At 59.7% G+C, this 17,181-nt stretch carries 13 protein-coding genes; 8 read left to right on the forward strand and 5 right to left on the reverse strand.

Annotation, left to right across the window (positions count from 1 at the left end):
* Window positions 1-51: 51 nt before the first annotated feature.
* Together BLR16_RS18085 and gloB are read right to left on the reverse strand one after the other, a co-directional pair.
* Window positions 52-1,656: a lytic transglycosylase domain-containing protein gene (locus BLR16_RS18085; protein ID WP_074807934.1), complete on the reverse strand. Its 1,605-nt coding sequence runs from the start codon at window positions 1,654-1,656 to the stop codon at window positions 52-54.
* A gap of 99 nt (window positions 1,657-1,755) precedes the next feature.
* Complete coding sequence (gloB, locus tag BLR16_RS18090) at window positions 1,756-2,535, reverse strand: hydroxyacylglutathione hydrolase (RefSeq protein WP_004414025.1); 780 nt, start codon at window positions 2,533-2,535, stop codon at window positions 1,756-1,758.
* An 81-nt stretch (window positions 2,536-2,616) separates the two neighbouring features.
* On the opposite strand from gloB, the gene BLR16_RS18095 reads away from it, so the two are divergent.
* The 4 genes from BLR16_RS18095 (at window position 2,617) to BLR16_RS18110 (ending at window position 5,297) form a co-directional block, all read left to right on the forward strand.
* On the forward strand, window positions 2,617-3,378 hold the full coding sequence (locus BLR16_RS18095) for a methyltransferase domain-containing protein (RefSeq protein WP_004414023.1): 762 nt from the start codon (window positions 2,617-2,619) through the stop codon (window positions 3,376-3,378).
* Between the two features lie 46 nt (window positions 3,379-3,424).
* Window positions 3,425-3,877 carry a ribonuclease HI gene (gene rnhA / locus BLR16_RS18100; RefSeq protein ID WP_003368579.1) on the forward strand — a complete coding sequence of 151 codons (453 nt, stop codon included), beginning with the start codon at window positions 3,425-3,427 and terminating at the stop codon, window positions 3,875-3,877.
* Between the two features lie 65 nt (window positions 3,878-3,942).
* Entirely contained in the window at window positions 3,943-4,722 is a 780-nt protein-coding gene (dnaQ, locus tag BLR16_RS18105) for a DNA polymerase III subunit epsilon (protein ID WP_003368580.1), read from the forward strand.
* Window positions 4,723-4,742: 20 nt separating this feature from the next.
* Window positions 4,743-5,297: a GNAT family N-acetyltransferase gene (locus BLR16_RS18110; protein ID WP_003368581.1), complete on the forward strand. Its 555-nt coding sequence runs from the start codon at window positions 4,743-4,745 to the stop codon at window positions 5,295-5,297.
* Window positions 5,298-5,342: 45 nt separating this feature from the next.
* Here BLR16_RS18110 and BLR16_RS18115 read toward each other — a convergent pair whose 3' ends face one another.
* A complete protein-coding gene (locus BLR16_RS18115; protein WP_004414020.1) occupies window positions 5,343-5,558 on the reverse strand; it encodes a hypothetical protein in 216 nt (71 codons plus the stop codon).
* 210 nt (window positions 5,559-5,768) lie between these two features.
* On the opposite strand from BLR16_RS18115, the gene BLR16_RS18120 reads away from it, so the two are divergent.
* Both BLR16_RS18120 and BLR16_RS18125 read left to right on the forward strand, forming a co-directional pair.
* Window positions 5,769-6,338, forward strand: coding sequence for an NADPH-dependent FMN reductase (locus BLR16_RS18120; RefSeq protein ID WP_058415959.1), 570 nt, complete (start codon window positions 5,769-5,771; stop codon window positions 6,336-6,338).
* Window positions 6,339-6,476: 138 nt separating this feature from the next.
* Window positions 6,477-11,690: a dermonecrotic toxin domain-containing protein gene (locus tag BLR16_RS18125; RefSeq protein ID WP_074807937.1), complete on the forward strand. Its 5,214-nt coding sequence runs from the start codon at window positions 6,477-6,479 to the stop codon at window positions 11,688-11,690.
* A gap of 44 nt (window positions 11,691-11,734) precedes the next feature.
* Here the strand turns inward: BLR16_RS18125 and BLR16_RS18130 are convergent, their stop codons facing one another.
* Complete coding sequence (locus BLR16_RS18130; protein ID WP_092194457.1) at window positions 11,735-12,886, reverse strand: acyl-CoA dehydrogenase family protein; 1,152 nt, start codon at window positions 12,884-12,886, stop codon at window positions 11,735-11,737.
* Window positions 12,887-12,889: 3 nt separating this feature from the next.
* Entirely contained in the window at window positions 12,890-13,987 is a 1,098-nt protein-coding gene (locus BLR16_RS18135; RefSeq protein WP_058415897.1) for an enoyl-CoA hydratase/isomerase family protein, read from the reverse strand.
* Between the two features lie 276 nt (window positions 13,988-14,263).
* On the opposite strand from BLR16_RS18135, the gene BLR16_RS18145 reads away from it, so the two are divergent.
* Both BLR16_RS18145 and BLR16_RS18150 read left to right on the forward strand, forming a co-directional pair.
* Window positions 14,264-15,943 carry an MFS transporter gene (locus BLR16_RS18145; RefSeq protein WP_074807939.1) on the forward strand — a complete coding sequence of 560 codons (1,680 nt, stop codon included), beginning with the start codon at window positions 14,264-14,266 and terminating at the stop codon, window positions 15,941-15,943.
* Window positions 15,940-17,097 (forward strand): HlyD family secretion protein, encoded by a 1,158-nt coding sequence (locus BLR16_RS18150; RefSeq protein ID WP_092194459.1) that lies wholly within the window; start codon window positions 15,940-15,942, stop codon window positions 17,095-17,097. The genes BLR16_RS18145 and BLR16_RS18150 overlap by 4 nt, the downstream gene beginning before the upstream one ends.
* The last annotated feature ends 84 nt before the right edge of the window (window positions 17,098-17,181 follow it).

The raw sequence follows: 17,181 nt of genomic DNA on the forward strand, positions 1-17,181 counted from the left end.
CTGCATCGGACACCCGCCCCAAGGTTATCGAAGGGCAAGTGGCCGTGCGCATCAGTGTGGCAGGTAAACGGTCAGGGTCTGGCCGGGTTTGAGAGCCTGCCCGCTACGTGGATTCCAGCGCTTGAGATGTTGCATCTCGACGTTGAAGCGCTTGGCGACCAGGTACATCGAGTCGCCTTTCTGGATCTTGTACTGCATGGATTTCTTTTCGCTGTCCTTGCCACCGGTGCTGGCGACCGACTTGCTGACGGCTTTGCCGGCAGGTTTGCTGGTGTCCTGCATGACCAGCGTCTGGCCGACCTTGAGCTTCTTGCCGGTCAGCTTGTTCCAGCGTTGCAGGTCTTCGACATCCACCTTGTTGGCTTGCGCGATGGTGGTCAGGTTGTCACCGCTGCGCACCTTGTAGCTTCGGGTACGTGACGGCTTGTCGTTGCTGGCCAGCGCTTCGAACACGGGTTGTGAATTCTGCATGCCCGGCTTGACCGGTATGCTCAGTGATTGACCGACCTTCAGGCGGTTGCCGGACAGCTTGTTATTGCCCTTGAGCGAGCTGACCGTGACCTGATAACGACTGGCCAGGCTTTCCAGGGTATCGCCCTTGCGCACCCGGTAAGGCTGCCAGGCGACCAGTTCTTCCTGTTTCATGGTCAGCAGGCTGGCCGTCAGCAGTTGCGCCTTGGAAGTGGGCACCAGCAGGTGCTGGGGGCCATCGACGGTCAGGCGCTTCTTGTAGGCGGGGTTGAGCTGGATAAGCTCGTCTTCGTCGATATCGGCGGCGCTGGCCACTTTGGACAGGTCGACACGCTTGTTGAGCTCGACGACTTCGAAGTAGGGCTGGTTGGCGATCGGGTTCAGATTGACGCCGTAAGCTTCCGGCGACAACACCACCTGGGACAGGGCCAGCAGCTTGGGCACGTAATCGCGGGTTTCCTGCGGCAGCGGCAGGTTCCAGTAATCGGTCGGCAGGTTGAGTTTGTCATTGCGCTCGATGGCGCGGCTCACCGTGCCTTCGCCGGCGTTGTAGGCTGCCAGGGCCAGCAGCCAGTCACCGTTGAACATGTCATGCAGGCGGGTCAGGTAATCCAGTGCCGCAACGGTCGAGGCCTGGATGTCGCGACGTCCGTCATAAAAGCTGGTCTGGCGCAGGTTGAAGTAACGCCCGGTCGACGGGATGAACTGCCAGAGGCCGACCGCCTGGCTGCGCGAAACGGCCATCGGGTTGTAGGCGCTTTCGATGACCGGAAGCAGCGCCAGTTCCAGCGGCATGTTGCGTTCTTCAAGGCGCTCGACGATGTAGTGCATGTACAGGCTGCCGCGCTCGCCAGCGTTTTCCAGAAAGGAAGGGTTGTTGGCGAACCACAGGCGCTGTTGATCGATGCGGGGGTTCTGATCATTGCCTTGTTGCAGCTGAAAGCCCTGACGCATGCGCTCCCAGACATCCTGTGGAGGTGCGAGAGGGGTGGCAGGCTTGTGCGACAGGAAAATCGGTTTTTGCTTGATGCCGGCGGCCAGGTTAGGCGCGCGATGGCTATTGACCGGGTCGACGCTGGCGGTGCTCTGGCAACCGGCCAGAAGGGCACTCGCGGTGACGGCCATGGCCTGAGCCAACCGAGTCAATGCGTCCGAATGTGAAGGCTTGCTGGTAGATGACGACATTGTTCGGGGGGTACATCCAGACGAAAATGTCGGGCGATTCTAGGAAGCAGCCTGCCGTCGGTCAACCTTTCAGAATTTTATTGCGGTTTTAAGGTCGGGTCAGAACTTATCTTTCCAGGCCCTCAAGCTGGCAAAGACCGCACTCTGCGAGGTGTTTTGCCCGCCGCTCCGTTCGTCCGCTTTTTCTTTAACGGATGTTTCCCCGGTACGCAGGAACGGATTGGTACGTTTTTCCAGGGCCAGATTCGACGGAAGACTGATGCGATTTTCGCTGCGCCAGCGCGTCACTTCGGCCAGGCGTTCGGCGATATCGACATTGTCGGGCTCGACGGCCTGCGCAAAGCGCAGATTGCTCAGCGTGTATTCGTGAGCGCAGTAGATCAGTGTGCTGTCCGGCAGATCGGCCAGGCGGCTGAGAGAATCGTGCATCTGTTGCGGCGTACCCTCGAACAACCGTCCGCAGCCAGCAGCAAACAGCGTGTCGCCGCTGAACAGCAGGGGGGTCGTGGCGTCCTCGTGATAGAACGCGATATGCCCCAGCGTATGACCAGGGACCGCATGCACTACAAATTCAAGGCCCAGCACGGTCAGTCGGTCATTGTCGACCAGCGCGACATCGCGTGCCGGTATGGTTTCGGCTGCAGGGCCCAGCACGCGCGCCGCGGTCGACTGCTTGAGTTCCGCAACGCCGCCCACATGATCATTGTGGTGGTGGGTGATCAGGATATCGGTCAGCCGGTAGTCGGGATTCTGCGCCAGCCAGCCCAGCACCGGCTTCGCGTCGCCCGGATCGACGACAGCGCACTGCTGGCTCGAAAGGTCTTGTAACAACCATATGTAGTTGTCATTGAAAGCAGGAAGGGCGTGGATCTGTATCATGGCGCAGTTCGCATAGCGGCAGACAATGGTGCATCTTAGAGTCTGTTGCCGCTGTATGCGAGCACCTCTGGAGGAGAACTCATGACCGATGAAGCGTTCGCTCAGGCTGATCCTGAGTGGCTTGCATTGATCCGCGCTGCCCGTGAATGGCTTTCCGGGCCGCTCGGGCAGCTTCTGCTCGAAGAGGAACGGCGCATTCTCGACGAAGAGCTGGGGCGGTACTTCGGCGGCTATCTGGTGCATTACGGCCCGTCGGCGGAAAGCCCGCCAGTGGCTCCCCAGGTGCAGCGCAATGTACGCCTTGGTGCGCCGTTGCCGGGTGTCGAGATCGTCTGTGAGGAACAGGCGTGGCCATTGAGTGAGCACGCGGCCGATGTCGTGGTGTTGCAGCACGGCCTGGATTTCTGCCTGTCGCCCCACGGCCTGCTGCGCGAAGCGGCCAGCAGCGTGCGGCCGGGCGGACACTTGCTGATTATCGGCATCAACCCCTGGAGCACCTGGGGCATACGTCACGTATTCGCGCGGGATGCGTTGCGCAAGGCGCGCTGCATTTCATCCTCGCGGGTCGCTGACTGGCTGAATCTGCTGGGCTTCGCGCTGGAGAAACGGCGCTTCGGATGCTATCGTCCGCCTCTTGCTTCAGCAGCATGGCAGTCGCGTCTTGCAGGGCTCGAACGCCTTGGCGAGGGGCGTCAGAGCCCCGGTGGCGGCTTCTATGTACTGGTGGCGCGCAAACTGGTGGTCGGCCTCAGACCCTTGCGTCAGGTGCGCCGCGACCCCATCGGCAAGCTGATCCCCATGCCGATGGCCAAGGTCAGCCGCAACACTCAGGACCAGGCTTGAATAACGCCTTGCTGCACATGAAGCCCATCATTCTGGAAAGGTCGTAATGAGCGATAGCGTTGAACTCTTCACCGACGGTGCCTGCAAGGGTAATCCTGGCCCGGGCGGTTGGGGGGCCCTGCTGGTGTGCAAGGGCGTCGAAAAAGAGTTGTGGGGTGGCGAAGCCAATACCACCAACAACCGGATGGAACTGACCGGTGCGATTCGCGGGCTTGAAGAACTCAAGCGCCCTTGCGAAGTGACGCTGGTGACCGACTCTCAGTACGTGATGAAAGGCATTACCGAGTGGATGGTCAACTGGAAGAAGCGCGGCTGGAAAACCGCTGCCAAGGAGCCGGTCAAAAACGCCGATCTGTGGCAGCTTCTGGATGAACAGGTCAGTCGCCACACGGTGAAATGGCAGTGGGTGCGCGGGCACATCGGCCACCCTGGCAACGAGCGTGCCGACCAGCTCGCCAACCGTGGCGTCGACGAAGTGCGCGGCATCCGGCACGGCTAGACGCGCACGGGCTTGCAACGGCCGCTGCGTGCTAGAATCGCGGCCTGTACATGAGGCAACAGTCAATGGCATTGCAAAACCTGGATAACAGATCCATCGTCCTCGATACCGAAACCACCGGTATGCCGGTGACGGATGGTCACCGCATCATCGAGATCGGTTGTGTCGAGTTGATCGGTCGCCGCCTGACCGGTCGGCATTTTCACGTTTACCTGCAGCCTGATCGCGAAAGTGACGAAGGCGCGATCGGTGTTCACGGTATCACCAATGAATTTCTGGTCGGCAAGCCGCGGTTTGCCGAAGTCGCCGATGAATTCTTCGAGTTCATCAAAGGCGCACAGCTGATCATTCACAACGCAGCGTTCGACGTTGGCTTCATCAACAACGAATTTGCCTTGATGGGTTCGCAGGACAGGGCTGATATCACCCAGCACTGTTCGATTCTCGACACCCTGATGATGGCGCGAGAGCGTCACCCGGGTCAGCGCAACAGTCTGGATGCACTCTGCAAGCGCTACGGCGTCGATAACTCGGGCCGTGAGCTGCACGGCGCATTGCTCGACTCCGAGATTCTGGCCGACGTCTATCTGGCGATGACCGGCGGTCAGACCAGCCTGTCGCTGGCTGGCAATGCCTCCGATGGCAACGGTTCGGGCGAAGGCTCTGGCAATCGTGGCAGCGAAATTCGCCGCCTGCCTGCCGATCGCAAGCCATGCCGCATCATTCGCGCCTCTGAAAGTGAGCTGGCCGAGCACGAAGTGCGTATGAGCACCATCGCCAAGGCTTGCGGTGCTCCTCCGCTCTGGGTACAGATGCTGGAAGCCGGAGCGCAGGCATCTTCCTGACAGCAAGCGGCAAAGGTGAAATGAGCGTGGCACATCCTGCTTTGAGCATTCGGGTTGCAGACGAATGCTTCGAGGACTACATCCTCAACAGCGAATTCACGTTTACAGTGCTTGGCTACGCGCAGCCGCGTATCGGCGAGCCTGTGGATTCATGGCCGGTCGAGCTGGTCGAGCCGTACAGCAAGAACTATGGCATCGACTCTCAGGAATTTGCCGATCATCGTGAAGCCGCCACCAGTTCGGTGATGGTTGCCTGGCTGGATGACCACGCCGTCGGCCATATCGTGATGAGCACTCACTGGAGTGGATTCGCGTATATCGATGAGCTGGCAGTGGACGAGTCGGCGCGCCGTCATGGCGTCGCACGCTCGTTGCTCGACGCGGCGCAATTCTGGACTCGTAAGCGCAATCTGCCTGGCATCGTTCTGGAAACGCAGAACAATAACCTGGGGGCCTGCAGGCTGTACGAGAGTTGCGGGTACGTGGTAGGCGGGGTGGATCACATGCGCTATCGGGGCATCGATCCGAACACTCGTGAAACGGCGATTTTCTGGTATCTGATCTTTTCGGATTAACAGCTTCCCGCTGGCCATGCAGCCAAGGCGGGAATGCTGCCGTTATTACGTGGGTGTACGGGTAATTTTTATGCCCGATTGCACCAGCTCGAAGTCCTCACCACCCAAATGCTTGACCCGGTCGCCGATTGCCAGCCTGTAGGTGATCACCGGCTGACCGCCCTGCGCCTCATCCGGCTGCGATTCCTGGAACTCATGAACCGGATAAACGCGACCTTCGGCGTCCCTGGCATGAAATTGTCCGACGAGAACTGAAGCCATTTGCTCTGTAACCTCTGAAACTGAATATAACTGCTGGTTTACGAATCCATCGAGGCTAGTAGACCACTGATCTATAGGTGAGTTTGCCTTTGAGGGAAAAAATAATCCCTGCCGTTCAAGCGCGTAGGGAATTGACTGGCGCAAAGGTCGTCTAAACCCGGCTTCTGTTCTATACCTAACCTTCCCTTGAATCAGATGACGGATATTTTCATGAGCCAGGTTCATACCATTGCCGTATTGGTCGGCAGTCTGCGAAAAGAGTCCATCAACCGCAAGATCGCTCTTGCTCTGGCAGAACTGGCACCTGCCAGCCTGAAACTGAATATTGTCGAGATCGGTGATCTGCCGTTGTACAACGAAGACATCGATGGCGACTCACCGCCGCCTGCATACACCACCTTTCGCGAGCAACTGGGCGCTGCCGACGGCGTGCTGTTTGTTACCCCGGAATACAACCGCTCGGTGCCCGGTGCCCTGAAAAACGCCATCGACGTGGGCTCGCGTCCTTACGGCAAAAGTGCCTTCAGCGGCAAGCCGGGCGCCGTGATCAGTGCCTCGCCGGGTGCTGTCGGTGGCTTTGGTGCCAACCATCACCTGCGTCAGTCGCTGGTGTTTCTGGACGTGCTGTGCCTTCAGCAGCCCGAAGCCTACCTGGGCAGCGCCGGGAGCTTTTTCGACGAGTCCGGCGCGTTGTCCGATAAAACCAGGCCCTTCCTGCAGAAGTTCATCGATGCCTTCGCCGCCTGGGTCGAGAAGAACGGCAGGGCTGCTGCCCACTGATTTTTTGACGAAGCGCGTCTGCCGATCGATTGCTTTATGTAACGCAGGCGCGTCGGTCCATCCCCATAAGCTGTTTCCTTTTTCTCTGCCACGCGCCTGGGCGCTTTGCGCAGAGGCGCCCTCCAAAGGAAACAGTACATGTCAGCAGCTCCCTATTTTTTCAGCGACTCTCTGCGCGCGCGCTTCACACAAGACATTCGGGACGCTATCGAACAGTCTCGAATCAGCCATGACGACGGCGCGTGGTTGCAGCTATTGGCTGCCGAAAGTAACGAGCCCACCAGCGATGCGGCTCCCCGAGTCGACCGGCTGCTGATAAGCGACGCGCAGCCCGTTAATGCGGAATTGGCCGCAGCCCTGTTCATCAGTGATGCCGCCAATCCCTCGGCGCGGGTCTTTCTCAGTACCCTGGCCTTCGGCATCGAGCAATTCGAGAGTCGCAGCGCGCTGTTCAACGCCTTGCAGCAGCGATTCGACGATATCACTGCCTTGTCGATCGTCGAGCGCGAACGCATCGAAGGCTCGCTGTTTGACGCCCGCACGCAGGCCGTGCTGCGCCAGCAGGCCGGGCATCTGCAGCGCCTGGCGGCAAGGTTGGAGGCGCTGCCTGATTTTCGACAGGCGACAGGCAAGGCCTTTCAGGATGTGCTGGTAGAAAGGGGCATCGACGTCGTTGCCCAGACCGTCCAGCTTGTGCACACGGCGCCCGGTGCTGCTCCGGCAGCGTCAACAGTCGTCGGAACTCAATACCTTGCCGATGCCGCCATGCAGGCGTTTTCCTACGAATCCCTGCCGCAAGGCCAGACACGTCGCTATCTGGATACCAAGGGGGCGGCGTTACCCGAGGCACAGGCGATCGTTTTCGATCAGGCGCTGGCAGACTCGGCTGCTTCAGTCGGCACCGCGTATGAGCAGTTGCTGTCTGACTACTGGACGTCTCAGGGGCAGGATGGGCGCACGCGTCGCGACCTCACCGCTGATGCGCTTGCAGAGTGTTTTCGCCAGCATCTGTTATCGGGCCGGGCGCACCGCAACATGACGGAGGCTGAATATCGCTGGCTGCTGACCCTGCTGCCTTCGCAGCCTGGCGGGCCCGCTGCGCCGGTGCCAAGGGTACGCAGGTTATCAGTTGTCGTGGCCGGCCAGGACCCCGTCAAGCTGGTCGGCGTATTCCTCATCGATTTCCCCGGAGAGGCGTCACCGGCGGTATTTCTCTATTCGTCATTGCCGGGCTTCCTGCGCTTCGGCGATCAGGCTCAGGCCATCGAGCATGTGCTGAGGGGCCCTTCACGCGCCGGATTGTTGTTTTACTCATCGTTGAATGATTATTCCGTCATTAGCCTGGAAGGTCAGCTTGAGCTACGTCACGACACGCTCACCGAGGACTTTTTCAGCGAATTCATTGATGCCCTGATCGCCTTGCAAGAGCGCGACCTGCGCTACGTACTTGACCTGCCGGCCCTTCATTCCGAAAAAAATCCGGCTCGGATTGACGATGCGCTGGATATCCGCAAGCTGCTCGATGGTCGGCTATTGAACATGCACGATGCAGGGCGCTGGCGTCAGGACCGGCTGAGCTTTGACAGCGTCTGGGGGGCGGCTGCCCAGAGCAGTATCAGTGAGCGGCCGAACTTGATTTCAGACCCGTCCTACAACTGGATGGGCAAGTTGAAAAAGCTCGACGCCTTGCTCGGCAGCGTCGATGCCCTGCATCCCGGTGCAGATGGCTGCATGCATCGCGCGCTCAACCTCTATCTGGCTTTGATCGGCGGTCCGCCCCTTGATGCCCGCAAGCTTTGGGTGCAGGCGGATGTCGCTGAGGCGACGCCGGTGCCAGTGTTGACGCTGGCGCTTGAACGGGTCTGCGGTTACACAAGCATCCCCCTGGCTGACAGCATCGTTCTCGCCGGGCAGATCACTCCGGTGGCGGATCAACCGGTGCAGCGTCTGTCGCTGGCATTGCTTGAGCAGATATTGATCTGCGTGCAGGCAGATTTTGCCCATCGCTTCGAGGGTCAGATCAGCGAGTTCTACTCACGTACGATTCGCCAACGCGATACCAGCATGCATCCCGACGTGATATCCGCCCTGGTCCGGGAGTACTCGCTGCGTCTTGAGTTGCTGGTCGAACGGCGCACGGCCACGCTGCCTGTCGCTTTCCTCGACAACGTACAGCAGGTCCTCGACAGGCCGTTGCCGGCACTTCGGCAGACGTTGGGCGAGGCGCGCGTCGATGTTTTTAGGGTAACGGTTCAGTACGACCCGCAGGTGCCCGTGGTCAAGGTAACCAATGCGTTTGTGGTCACTGGCAGGCTTCCCGACAGTAAGCCCGTCCTGTGGATCCTGGATCAGGGACTCGTCGGTTTTGAAACCCTGCAGGCGCTGGAAGAGTATGTCGCCGGGCGACTGACAAGCATGGAGCTGAGCTCGCAGGTGTCAGGCGTTATCGCTGAACCTGACCGACGCATGTTACTCGGCCAGCGTGCCCGTCGAGGGACGCTTGAACTCAAGGTCGTCCTGCAACCCATTGAAGAGCATTTCATCGAGGCATTGCAGCGCGACGAGGTCGAGCGCCAGCAGCGTACGGTGGCCGATCTTTATCGGCAGTCCATAGCCTGGCAAGTGCCGTCGGAACTGTTCGCCAACCTGCTGAGTGCCGCAGAGCGGGATGACCGAAATCGCCAGGCCCTCAATTCTCTGGGGGTTGCCATTCAGCTCATCATTTACAAAGCGCTCGTACCTTCATGGGTCAGCGAGGCGTCGAAGCGTGATCAGGTCATTCTGGTCGAGACCCTGCGACGGTTTTATGTGACCTGTGTCGGCGAGAAGGACTTTCTGTTCGATATTCCAAGCCTCTACGATTACTCCCTCAAGCAACTCAAGCGCAGGTTCGACAAGGACTTCGCGAAGCCTCGGCCTGATCCTGAAAACGTGCGTGTTTCGCTGACGCACTACGTCCCCGCCCCGGTGGCGCCGGGCGAGTTGCCCCAGTCGATACCTGCGGCTACCCAGGTCGTAAGCGAAAACCTGGTGGAGTTTGCAATCAATCGCTTTCTGTCCAGGCAGGACGGGGTCATTCTGCTCTCCTCAAAGGATGGCACGCCGCTGGACGTGGCCCTGACACCTGTGTATCTGCGTGAGCTGGTGAGGTCGCTGGACATCGCCTCGGGTTACCGCACGATGCTGAACTCGGTGCTGGCCGAGACGAGGCCGGATTATCTCGAGCGCCGCAAACTGTTCGTCGAGCAGGTTCCTTCGCTGGATATTTTGCGAGCCTTTGCTTCCAAGCTGAAAAACGAGCTGTCCGAGCAGGCGTATCGGATTATCGAAAACGTACTGAGCATGCCTGATGCGGTCGCGCGCCTGCCGGTCAACGGCTGCCAGATGATCCTCAGTCCCTTGAAACTGCTGCCGGCCAAGGAGGGCTGGGAGCCGACCGTCGTGCTCAATACGTACCTGATGGGGCCAAGGGAAAATCAGCCGGGACCGTGGGTGCTTTATGCGCCCCTGCACGACGAGTTCGTATTCAAGGAGTATCCCGACCAGGCTGCGCTGGTGCTTGATATTCACACTTCAGCCTATTTCCAAGCGTACATTCTGGACCGGATCGACCCCGATTTGCGCAAGATTTACGACAAGGGTGGCTTTGTGGAGCCGCACCTGCCTTTCAGCACCGAGTCCTCTTTCGATCTGCCGTTCGAGCGTGCTGCCCCTGTCACCGTGCAAATCGATCCCTATGAGGGCAATTGCCTGTTGCTGATGTTCAAGGGCGCTGTGGATATTCTGAAGTTGCAGGTCAAGCAGTACAGCGTCACCAATGCCGAACACCGCCGCGCGGCGACGCAGTATCTGTTCACGCTGGGCGCAGAGCAATTCATGGCGCTCATGCCCGGACGCCTGGGGGCACTGATCGGCATCATTCAGGGGGAGACATTGTTGAACCTGTCGCTCATCTCGGCAACGGATCAGCAATGGGGCCAGGCGATCTCGGAGTTCATGACGGCGCTGAGCGTGATGATTTCTTCCGGGCAGAACCCTGCGGAAGCCGCATCACTGACGTCTCATGAGACCAGCGCCTTGCTGGATGACCCAACGTCGCCCGACCCGCTTGTGCAATTGATCGATGCCGCTGATACGTTCGAGTTCTCTTGGGGCAACAGTTCTCTGACGCAACAGATACGGGAGCGTTTGCGCGAGTTCGAAGTTCATGACATAGCCTTGTACACGCTGCAACGCGATGAACTGTTAAGCGTCTACCGCGATCCTGTTACCGGCAGAGCGTATGCAGCCATAGGTGGGAAAACCTATGAGGTGCAGTCAGATGAGGACGGTTGGTTCATTGTGTCGGGCGACAGGATCGGTCCCTCGGTGAGTCTGGATGCGGATCAGCAATGGAAGCTGGACATCCAGGGCGGACTGCGCGGTGGAGGAGGGGCGCTTACCCGTATGGAGGGCAGTCTTGTCGACGATCTGGTTGATGAAATCATGGTTGTCAGCGCTCGAGGCATGCCCGAAATTCGTCATCGCCACCGGGATATGGCTTTGACCATCGAAGATGCCTGCCTGCAGGCGCAGCGCTATCTGGAAAACGCTCTGGACAACCTGACCAGACGCTTGCCGGACAACAAGCTGGATCCGCGTGCGGAGAAAATACTGAGCGATTTTTTTGCGCAGAAAGTGCCTGACGATCGACTCTACGAAGTGACTAAAAAAGCTGTCACCGGTCTGTATCAGGAGTTGATAGACCCTTCGCTGTCGCCCATCGACTCGCCGCGTTATGTGGTCGGAGTCAATCGAATGGGCAACGAATCGGCCAGCGCGTTCATCTTCGAAGCAGACCCGGCGCGGAGGATTTTTCTGACGGAGCAGTTTTTTCGACTGCCGACCTATCGATTGAAGCTCAGCGCGCAACGTGCCGGGGAGTTCAAGTTTCCTCAGCATTACCGGGCCGCGATCCTGATTCATGAGTTATCACATATGGTGCTGAAAGCGGATGACATTGCTTACGTGGACTCACAGGCCCCATTCATCGATTTGCTTGAAGATGCACCGACCTATCGACTGCGGATCAGAAACGAACTGATTTATCAGCAGCAAAAGACGCTGTCCTTTCATACAGACCGCGACAAGTTGTTCAAGCAGCTGGACGAAGATTCGTGGCGCGACCTGAGGCGAATGGATGGTAATGGAAAACAGACGATTCTGCGCATCGCTGGCAAGAGCACGCTCGAAGAGGCGCGTGATGTGTTTTATGAAGACGTCCACAAGCGGGTCGACATCATGCTCAAAAATGCCGACTCGGTAGCCTTGCTGGTGACGTTGCTGGGGCGAGAGCGATTTGTGAAGCCCTGATGCTCTGCCCCGGCGTACCGCATTGAGCGGCCACTGCGCCTGAATCAGACCAGATAATGACGCAGTTCCCTGGCGATCAGCAGGCGCTGGATCTCACTGGAGCCTTCGTAAATCTGGGTGATGCGCGCGTCCCGGTAGAAACGCTCGACAGGGTAGTCCTCCAGGTAGCCATAGCCGCCATGAATCTGGATTGCCTTGGAGCACACCCATTCGGCCATTTCAGAAGCGAACAGCTTGGCCTGAGAGGCTTCCGACAGACACGCTTGCCCGGCGCTGCGCAGCCGCGCAGCGTGCAGGGTCAGCAGGCGGGCGGCGTTGATCCGGGTGTGCATATCGGCCAGCAGATTGGCAATACTTTGATGTTCGATGATCGGTTTGTCGAACTGCACCCGTTCCCGCGCATACGCCAGCGCTGCTTCGAAGGCGGCGCGGGCGATTCCCAGTGCCTGCGCGGCGATGCCGATGCGGCCGCCTTCCAGGTTGGAGAGGGCGATAGACAGCCCCTTGCGACGCTCACCCAGCAGGTTGGCGGACGGGATTCGGCAGTTGTTCAAGGTGACCGCGCAGGTGTCCGATGCCCGGATGCCCATCTTGTGCTCGCTGCGATCCACCACGAAACCAGGGTTCTCGGTCGGTACCAGAAAGGCTGACAGGCCCTTTTTGCCGAGCGCCGGGTCGGTCACTGCAAACACGATAGCCAGTTGTGCCCGTTTGCCATTGCTGACGAACTGCTTGGCGCCGTTGATCACCCACTGATCACCCTGCAACTCGGCACGAGTGCGCAGGTTGTGGGCTTCAGAGCCTGCATGCGGTTCGGTAAGGCAGAAACAGCCGATGGCCCGGCCTGTGGCCAGTTTTTCCAGCCAGGCATGTTTCTGCTCATCGGTCCCGTAGTTGAGGACCGGCCCGCAGCCCACGGAACTGTGAACACTCATCAGCGTGCCGGTGGCGGCGTCGGCGGCGGAAATTTCCTCAACCGCCAGTGCATAGGCAACGTAGTCGATGTAAGTGCCACCCCATTGCTCTGGCACCACCATGCCCAGCAGGCCCAACTCACCGAGCTTGGCCACCAGCGCGTCATCGATCCAGCCGGCCTTTTCCCAGGCTTGGGCATGTGGGGCAATTTCGTTGCGGGCAAAGTCGCGCGCCATGTCGCGAATCATTACCTGTTCTTCGGTCAATTCAAGATCGTGCACGGCTCAATTCTCCAGACCGCTGAAGAAACTCTGCACCTGCGCGGCACTGACGTCCTGCGCGCTGGCGTGTTTCCATCGCGGCTTCTTGTCTTTATCGATGATCAGCGCGCGTATGCCTTCAATCAGGTCACCGCGTTCGAACCATTGGCGGTCCAGATGCAACTCCATGGCGAAGCAGGCCTGCAGCGGCAGATGACGACCACGGCGCAGCATTTCCAGAGTCACGGCCATGCCCAGCGGCGAATGAGCGTTCATTCGACTGACGGTATCCAGCGCCCACTCTCTGGTATCGCCGATGACCACTTGCTGAAGCTGTTCGAGCATGCTGGGGACATCCGGCAATCCGAAAAAGTGGTCGATGGCGTGGCGCAGGGCTTCCAGCGGCGGAGAGGGCAGGCGCTGGGTGGCCAGCTTGGCCAGCGCACCCTGCAGGTCCTTGAGTGGGGTCGACTTCCATTTCAGATGGTCGAGCATATGGTCGAGGCGCGGCAGGAGTTCGCTGTTCATCGACCAGTTGGCAAGGCCGCAGTACAGCGCATCGGCGGCACCGATCTGCGACCCCGTCACGCCCAGCCAGGTCCCCACTTCGCCGGGCAGCCGCGACAGAAAATAACTGCCGCCGACGTCAGGGAAATAACCAATGGCGACTTCGGGCATGCCGAGGCGGCTGCGTTCGGTGACCACGCGCAGGTCGGCTCCCTGAACCAGGCCCATGCCGCCGCCCAGCACCAGACCGTCCATCAGGGCCAGTACCGGCTTGCGGTAACGGTGAATGGCCAGGTCCAGCTCGTACTCTTCGGCAAAAAATGTGTGATGCAGATCGTGGCCGTTCTGGTGGCTCTCATACAGTGAACGGATGTCGCCACCGGCGCAGAATGCCTTGCCGCCCGCACCACGCAGGACCACGGCATGAACCGAGGGGTCGTCGGCCCAGCGGTCAAGTTGCTGGCGAAGTGTGCGGACCATGTCCAGATCGATTGCGTTCAGGCCTTCCGGGCGATTGAGGGTCAAGTGACCAATGTGGTTACGCACGTCGACAACGATCGAATCCCGGCTGGCGGATGGTCGAACCGAGCGGGCCGATGAAACCTGTGAACTCATTCTGAACTCCTTGTTCGGTTGCGCTTTTTTCTTATTCGAGCGTTCGAGCGTCGCAGAAGATCCTAGCAGCGCAAATGTGCAAAGCAAAACTGCGTTTAAGCATAGTCTGAAGTTTCAGATATCCACTGTCTGGCGCATTCGCAACTGCTGGAGCGATGCTGTATTGCACTGACCAACGCGAATCATTGCCTGGCGGATGAGTATTATGACTGTCATTAATGTCACAAAAGGGAATTCCTCAGGTGTACCCCATGAAAGTCCCCGTTTCTGTCGTTTATGAGCGATAAGTATGCCCCACGCGAGTGGGCCGCCCACGAGCGTCCGACCATGCCTGGCTCGCCGTCGACGCCGCTGCATTCGACTGCGCGGCGTTCGGCGTTTGCTGTCGTAGGGGTGATCGTCGCGCTGACCGGTGGGCTCGGCAACGCACTGGTGGTCGCCAACCTGCCGTATCTGCAGGGCGCGCTGGGAGCGACGTCGCAGGACATCGCCTGGCTGCCGGCGGCCTACATCATGACGAACGTATCGATGAATCTGCTGCTGGTGAAGTTCCGTCAGCAATTCGGTCTGCGTGCGTTCACCGAGCTGTTTCTGGTGCTGTACGCGCTGGTGACGCTGGCGCATCTGTTCGTCAACGACATCGATTCGGCCATCGCTGTACGTGCGGCACACGGCATGGTTGGCGCTGCACTCAGCACCCTGGGGCTGTATTACATGATCCAGGCTTTCCCGCAGAAGTGGCGGCTCAAGGCGCTGGTACTCGGGCTTGGCACCGCCCAGCTGGCAACGCCGCTGGCGCGGCTGGTGTCGGAAGACTTGCTGCAAATTGCTCAGTGGCGTGGCCTTTATCTGTTCGAGCTGGGCATGGCGCTGCTCTCGCTGGGCTGCGTGCTGATGCTCAAACTGCCGCCTGGCGATCGCTTCAAGGCGTTCGAGAAGCTCGATTTCCTCACCTTCGGCCTGCTGGCCACCGGTTTTGCGCTGCTCTGTGCGGTGCTGTCGCTGGGGCGTATCGAATGGTGGCTGGAAGCGCAATGGATTGGTATCGCCTCAGCTGCATCGATTGCGCTGATCTGCGCCGGACTGGCCATCGAGCATAACCGCAGCAATCCGTTGCTGATCACTCGCTGGCTGGGCAGTGGAGCGATCCTGCGCCTGGGCTTGGCCGTCATCCTGTTTCGCGTGGTGCTCTCCGAACAGTCGGTCGGCGCTGTCGGGTTTCTTCAGGCGCTGAACATGGGCAGTCAGCAGTTGCACACGCTGTACCTGGTGATGCTGCTCGGCAGCGTTTCGGGGCTGGCGGTCAGTGCGCTGACCATCAATCCGGCACATCTGATCAAACCCTTGCTGATCTCCCTGGCGATGATGGCAATCGGTGCCTGGATGGACAGTCACTCCACCAACCTGACCCGCCAATCGAACATGTACCTCAGCCAGTTTCTGCTGGCCTTTGGCGGCACATTTTTTCTTGGCCCTACCCTGGTGCTGGGGATCAGCGGCGTGTTGGCGAACCCGCGTAACATGGTCAGTTTTTCAGTGTTGTTCGGGATCACTCAGAACATCGGCGGGCTGATCGGGTCTGCTGCATTGGGTACCTTTCAAGTGGTGCGCGAGAAGTTTCATTCCAGCCACATCGTTGAACACCTGACCCTCATCGATCCGCTGGTACAGGCGCGGCTGCAGAGTTACAGCGCCAGCTACAGCTCGGTGATCGCCGACCCGTCGTTGCGCAACAGTCAGGGCATCCGCACGATGGCCGCGGCCGCGACCCGGGAAGCCAATGTGCTGGCTTACAATGATGTGTTCATGCTGATCGCGCTGATTGCCGTGCTGACCATGATCTGGATTTCAGCCCGGGTCCTGTGGCTGAAAATGACCACTCAACCTCTGCCGCTGGCACCCATTGCACCTGCTGCTCCGCCCACCGTATCCAATTCCGGCGTTAAATCTTCATGACCGAATCCAAAACCCCAGATACCGAAGCCCCGCGCAACTCGCCGCCACCGGCTCCGTTGACGTCCCCGGTGACCAGCAAGCCGCGCTCGACCCGCAAGCGTGTCGTGTCTTCAGTGATTTTCGGCGCCGTTGCCCTGGCCGGGGTGCTGGTGGTGCTGTACGCCTGGCAACTTCCGCCGTTTGCCAGCCCGATCGAGAGCACCGAGAATGCGCAGGTCAAGGGCCAGACCACGCTGATCGGGCCGCAGCTGAGCGGGTATGTCTACGAAGTACCGGTGCTGGACTTCCAGTTCGTCAAGGCCGGTGATCTGTTGGTGCGTCTGGATGACCGTATCTATCGTCAGCGCCTGGATCAGGCCATTGCACAACTGGCTGTGCAGAAGGCCTCGCTGGCCAACAATCTGCAACAGCGGCGTAGTGCCGAAGCCACCATCGGCCAGCGCCAAGCCGAACTGCAGAACAGCATCGCCCAGAGCCGCAAGAGCGCTGCCGATCTTCGGCGCAATCAGGCGCTGGTGACCGACGGTTCGGTTTCGAAAAGCGAGCTGGATGTCACGCGTGCCGCCGACGCGCAGGCGAACGCTGCCGTTGCCGAAGCCAAGGCAGTCTTGCAGATCGCCCGTGAGGACCTGCAAACAGTCATCGTCAACCGTGGCTCGCTGGAAGCCTCGGTCGCCAATGCGCAAGCGGCTATCGAGCTGGCGCGCATCGACTTGGACAACACGCGTATCGTTGCCCCGCGTGACGGGCAGTTGGGGCAGATCGGCGTGCGTCTTGGTGCCTATGTCAATTCGGGTGCGCAGTTGATGGCACTGGTGCCCGAGCAGCGCTGGATCGTGGCGAACATGAAAGAAACCCAGATGGCCAATGTGCGCCTGGGGCAGCCGGTGAGCTTTACCGTCGATGCGCTCGACGGCCACCAGATGCACGGCCACGTACAACGAATTTCGCCCGCTGCGGGTTCGGAATTCAGCCTGCTGCCTGCCGACAACGCCACCGGCAACTTCGTGAAGATTTCCCAGCGTATCCCGGTACGCATCGTGGTCGATGCCGATCAGCCCATGCTTGAGCACCTGCGGCCTGGGATGTCGGTGGTCGTGAGCATCGACACCAGCGCGGACGGCGATGTGCCGCCTGATCCGGCGGTGCGCTGAACCTTTGGATGATCGCTGATGCTGGACGCGGGCAGGATTCGATCCGATGCAAGTTGACTATCGTGCCGACGCTCCGCGTCGGCA

The organism is Pseudomonas sp. BS3767 (assembly GCF_900099665.1).
Taxonomy (GTDB): domain Bacteria; phylum Pseudomonadota; class Gammaproteobacteria; order Pseudomonadales; family Pseudomonadaceae; genus Aquipseudomonas; species Aquipseudomonas cerasi.

Bases quoted from the DNA above. Each gene is read 5' to 3' on its own strand.
- BLR16_RS18135 (WP_058415897.1), bottom strand. From the start codon at position 13,987: ATGAGTTCACAGGTTTCATCGGCCCGCTCGGTTCGACCATCCGCCAGC.
- gloB (WP_004414025.1), bottom strand. From the start codon at position 2,535: ATGATACAGATCCACGCCCTTCCTGCTTTCAATGACAACTACATATGG.
- BLR16_RS18095 (WP_004414023.1), top strand. From the start codon at position 2,617: ATGACCGATGAAGCGTTCGCTCAGGCTGATCCTGAGTGGCTTGCATTG.
- BLR16_RS18145 (WP_074807939.1), top strand. From the start codon at position 14,264: ATGAGCGATAAGTATGCCCCACGCGAGTGGGCCGCCCACGAGCGTCCG.
- dnaQ (WP_003368580.1), top strand. From the start codon at position 3,943: ATGGCATTGCAAAACCTGGATAACAGATCCATCGTCCTCGATACCGAA.
- BLR16_RS18085 (WP_074807934.1), bottom strand. From the start codon at position 1,656: ATGTCGTCATCTACCAGCAAGCCTTCACATTCGGACGCATTGACTCGG.
- BLR16_RS18125 (WP_074807937.1), top strand. From the start codon at position 6,477: ATGTCAGCAGCTCCCTATTTTTTCAGCGACTCTCTGCGCGCGCGCTTC.
- BLR16_RS18150 (WP_092194459.1), top strand. From the start codon at position 15,940: ATGACCGAATCCAAAACCCCAGATACCGAAGCCCCGCGCAACTCGCCG.
- BLR16_RS18115 (WP_004414020.1), bottom strand. From the start codon at position 5,558: ATGGCTTCAGTTCTCGTCGGACAATTTCATGCCAGGGACGCCGAAGGT.
- rnhA (WP_003368579.1), top strand. From the start codon at position 3,425: ATGAGCGATAGCGTTGAACTCTTCACCGACGGTGCCTGCAAGGGTAAT.
- BLR16_RS18120 (WP_058415959.1), top strand. From the start codon at position 5,769: ATGAGCCAGGTTCATACCATTGCCGTATTGGTCGGCAGTCTGCGAAAA.
- BLR16_RS18110 (WP_003368581.1), top strand. From the start codon at position 4,743: ATGAGCGTGGCACATCCTGCTTTGAGCATTCGGGTTGCAGACGAATGC.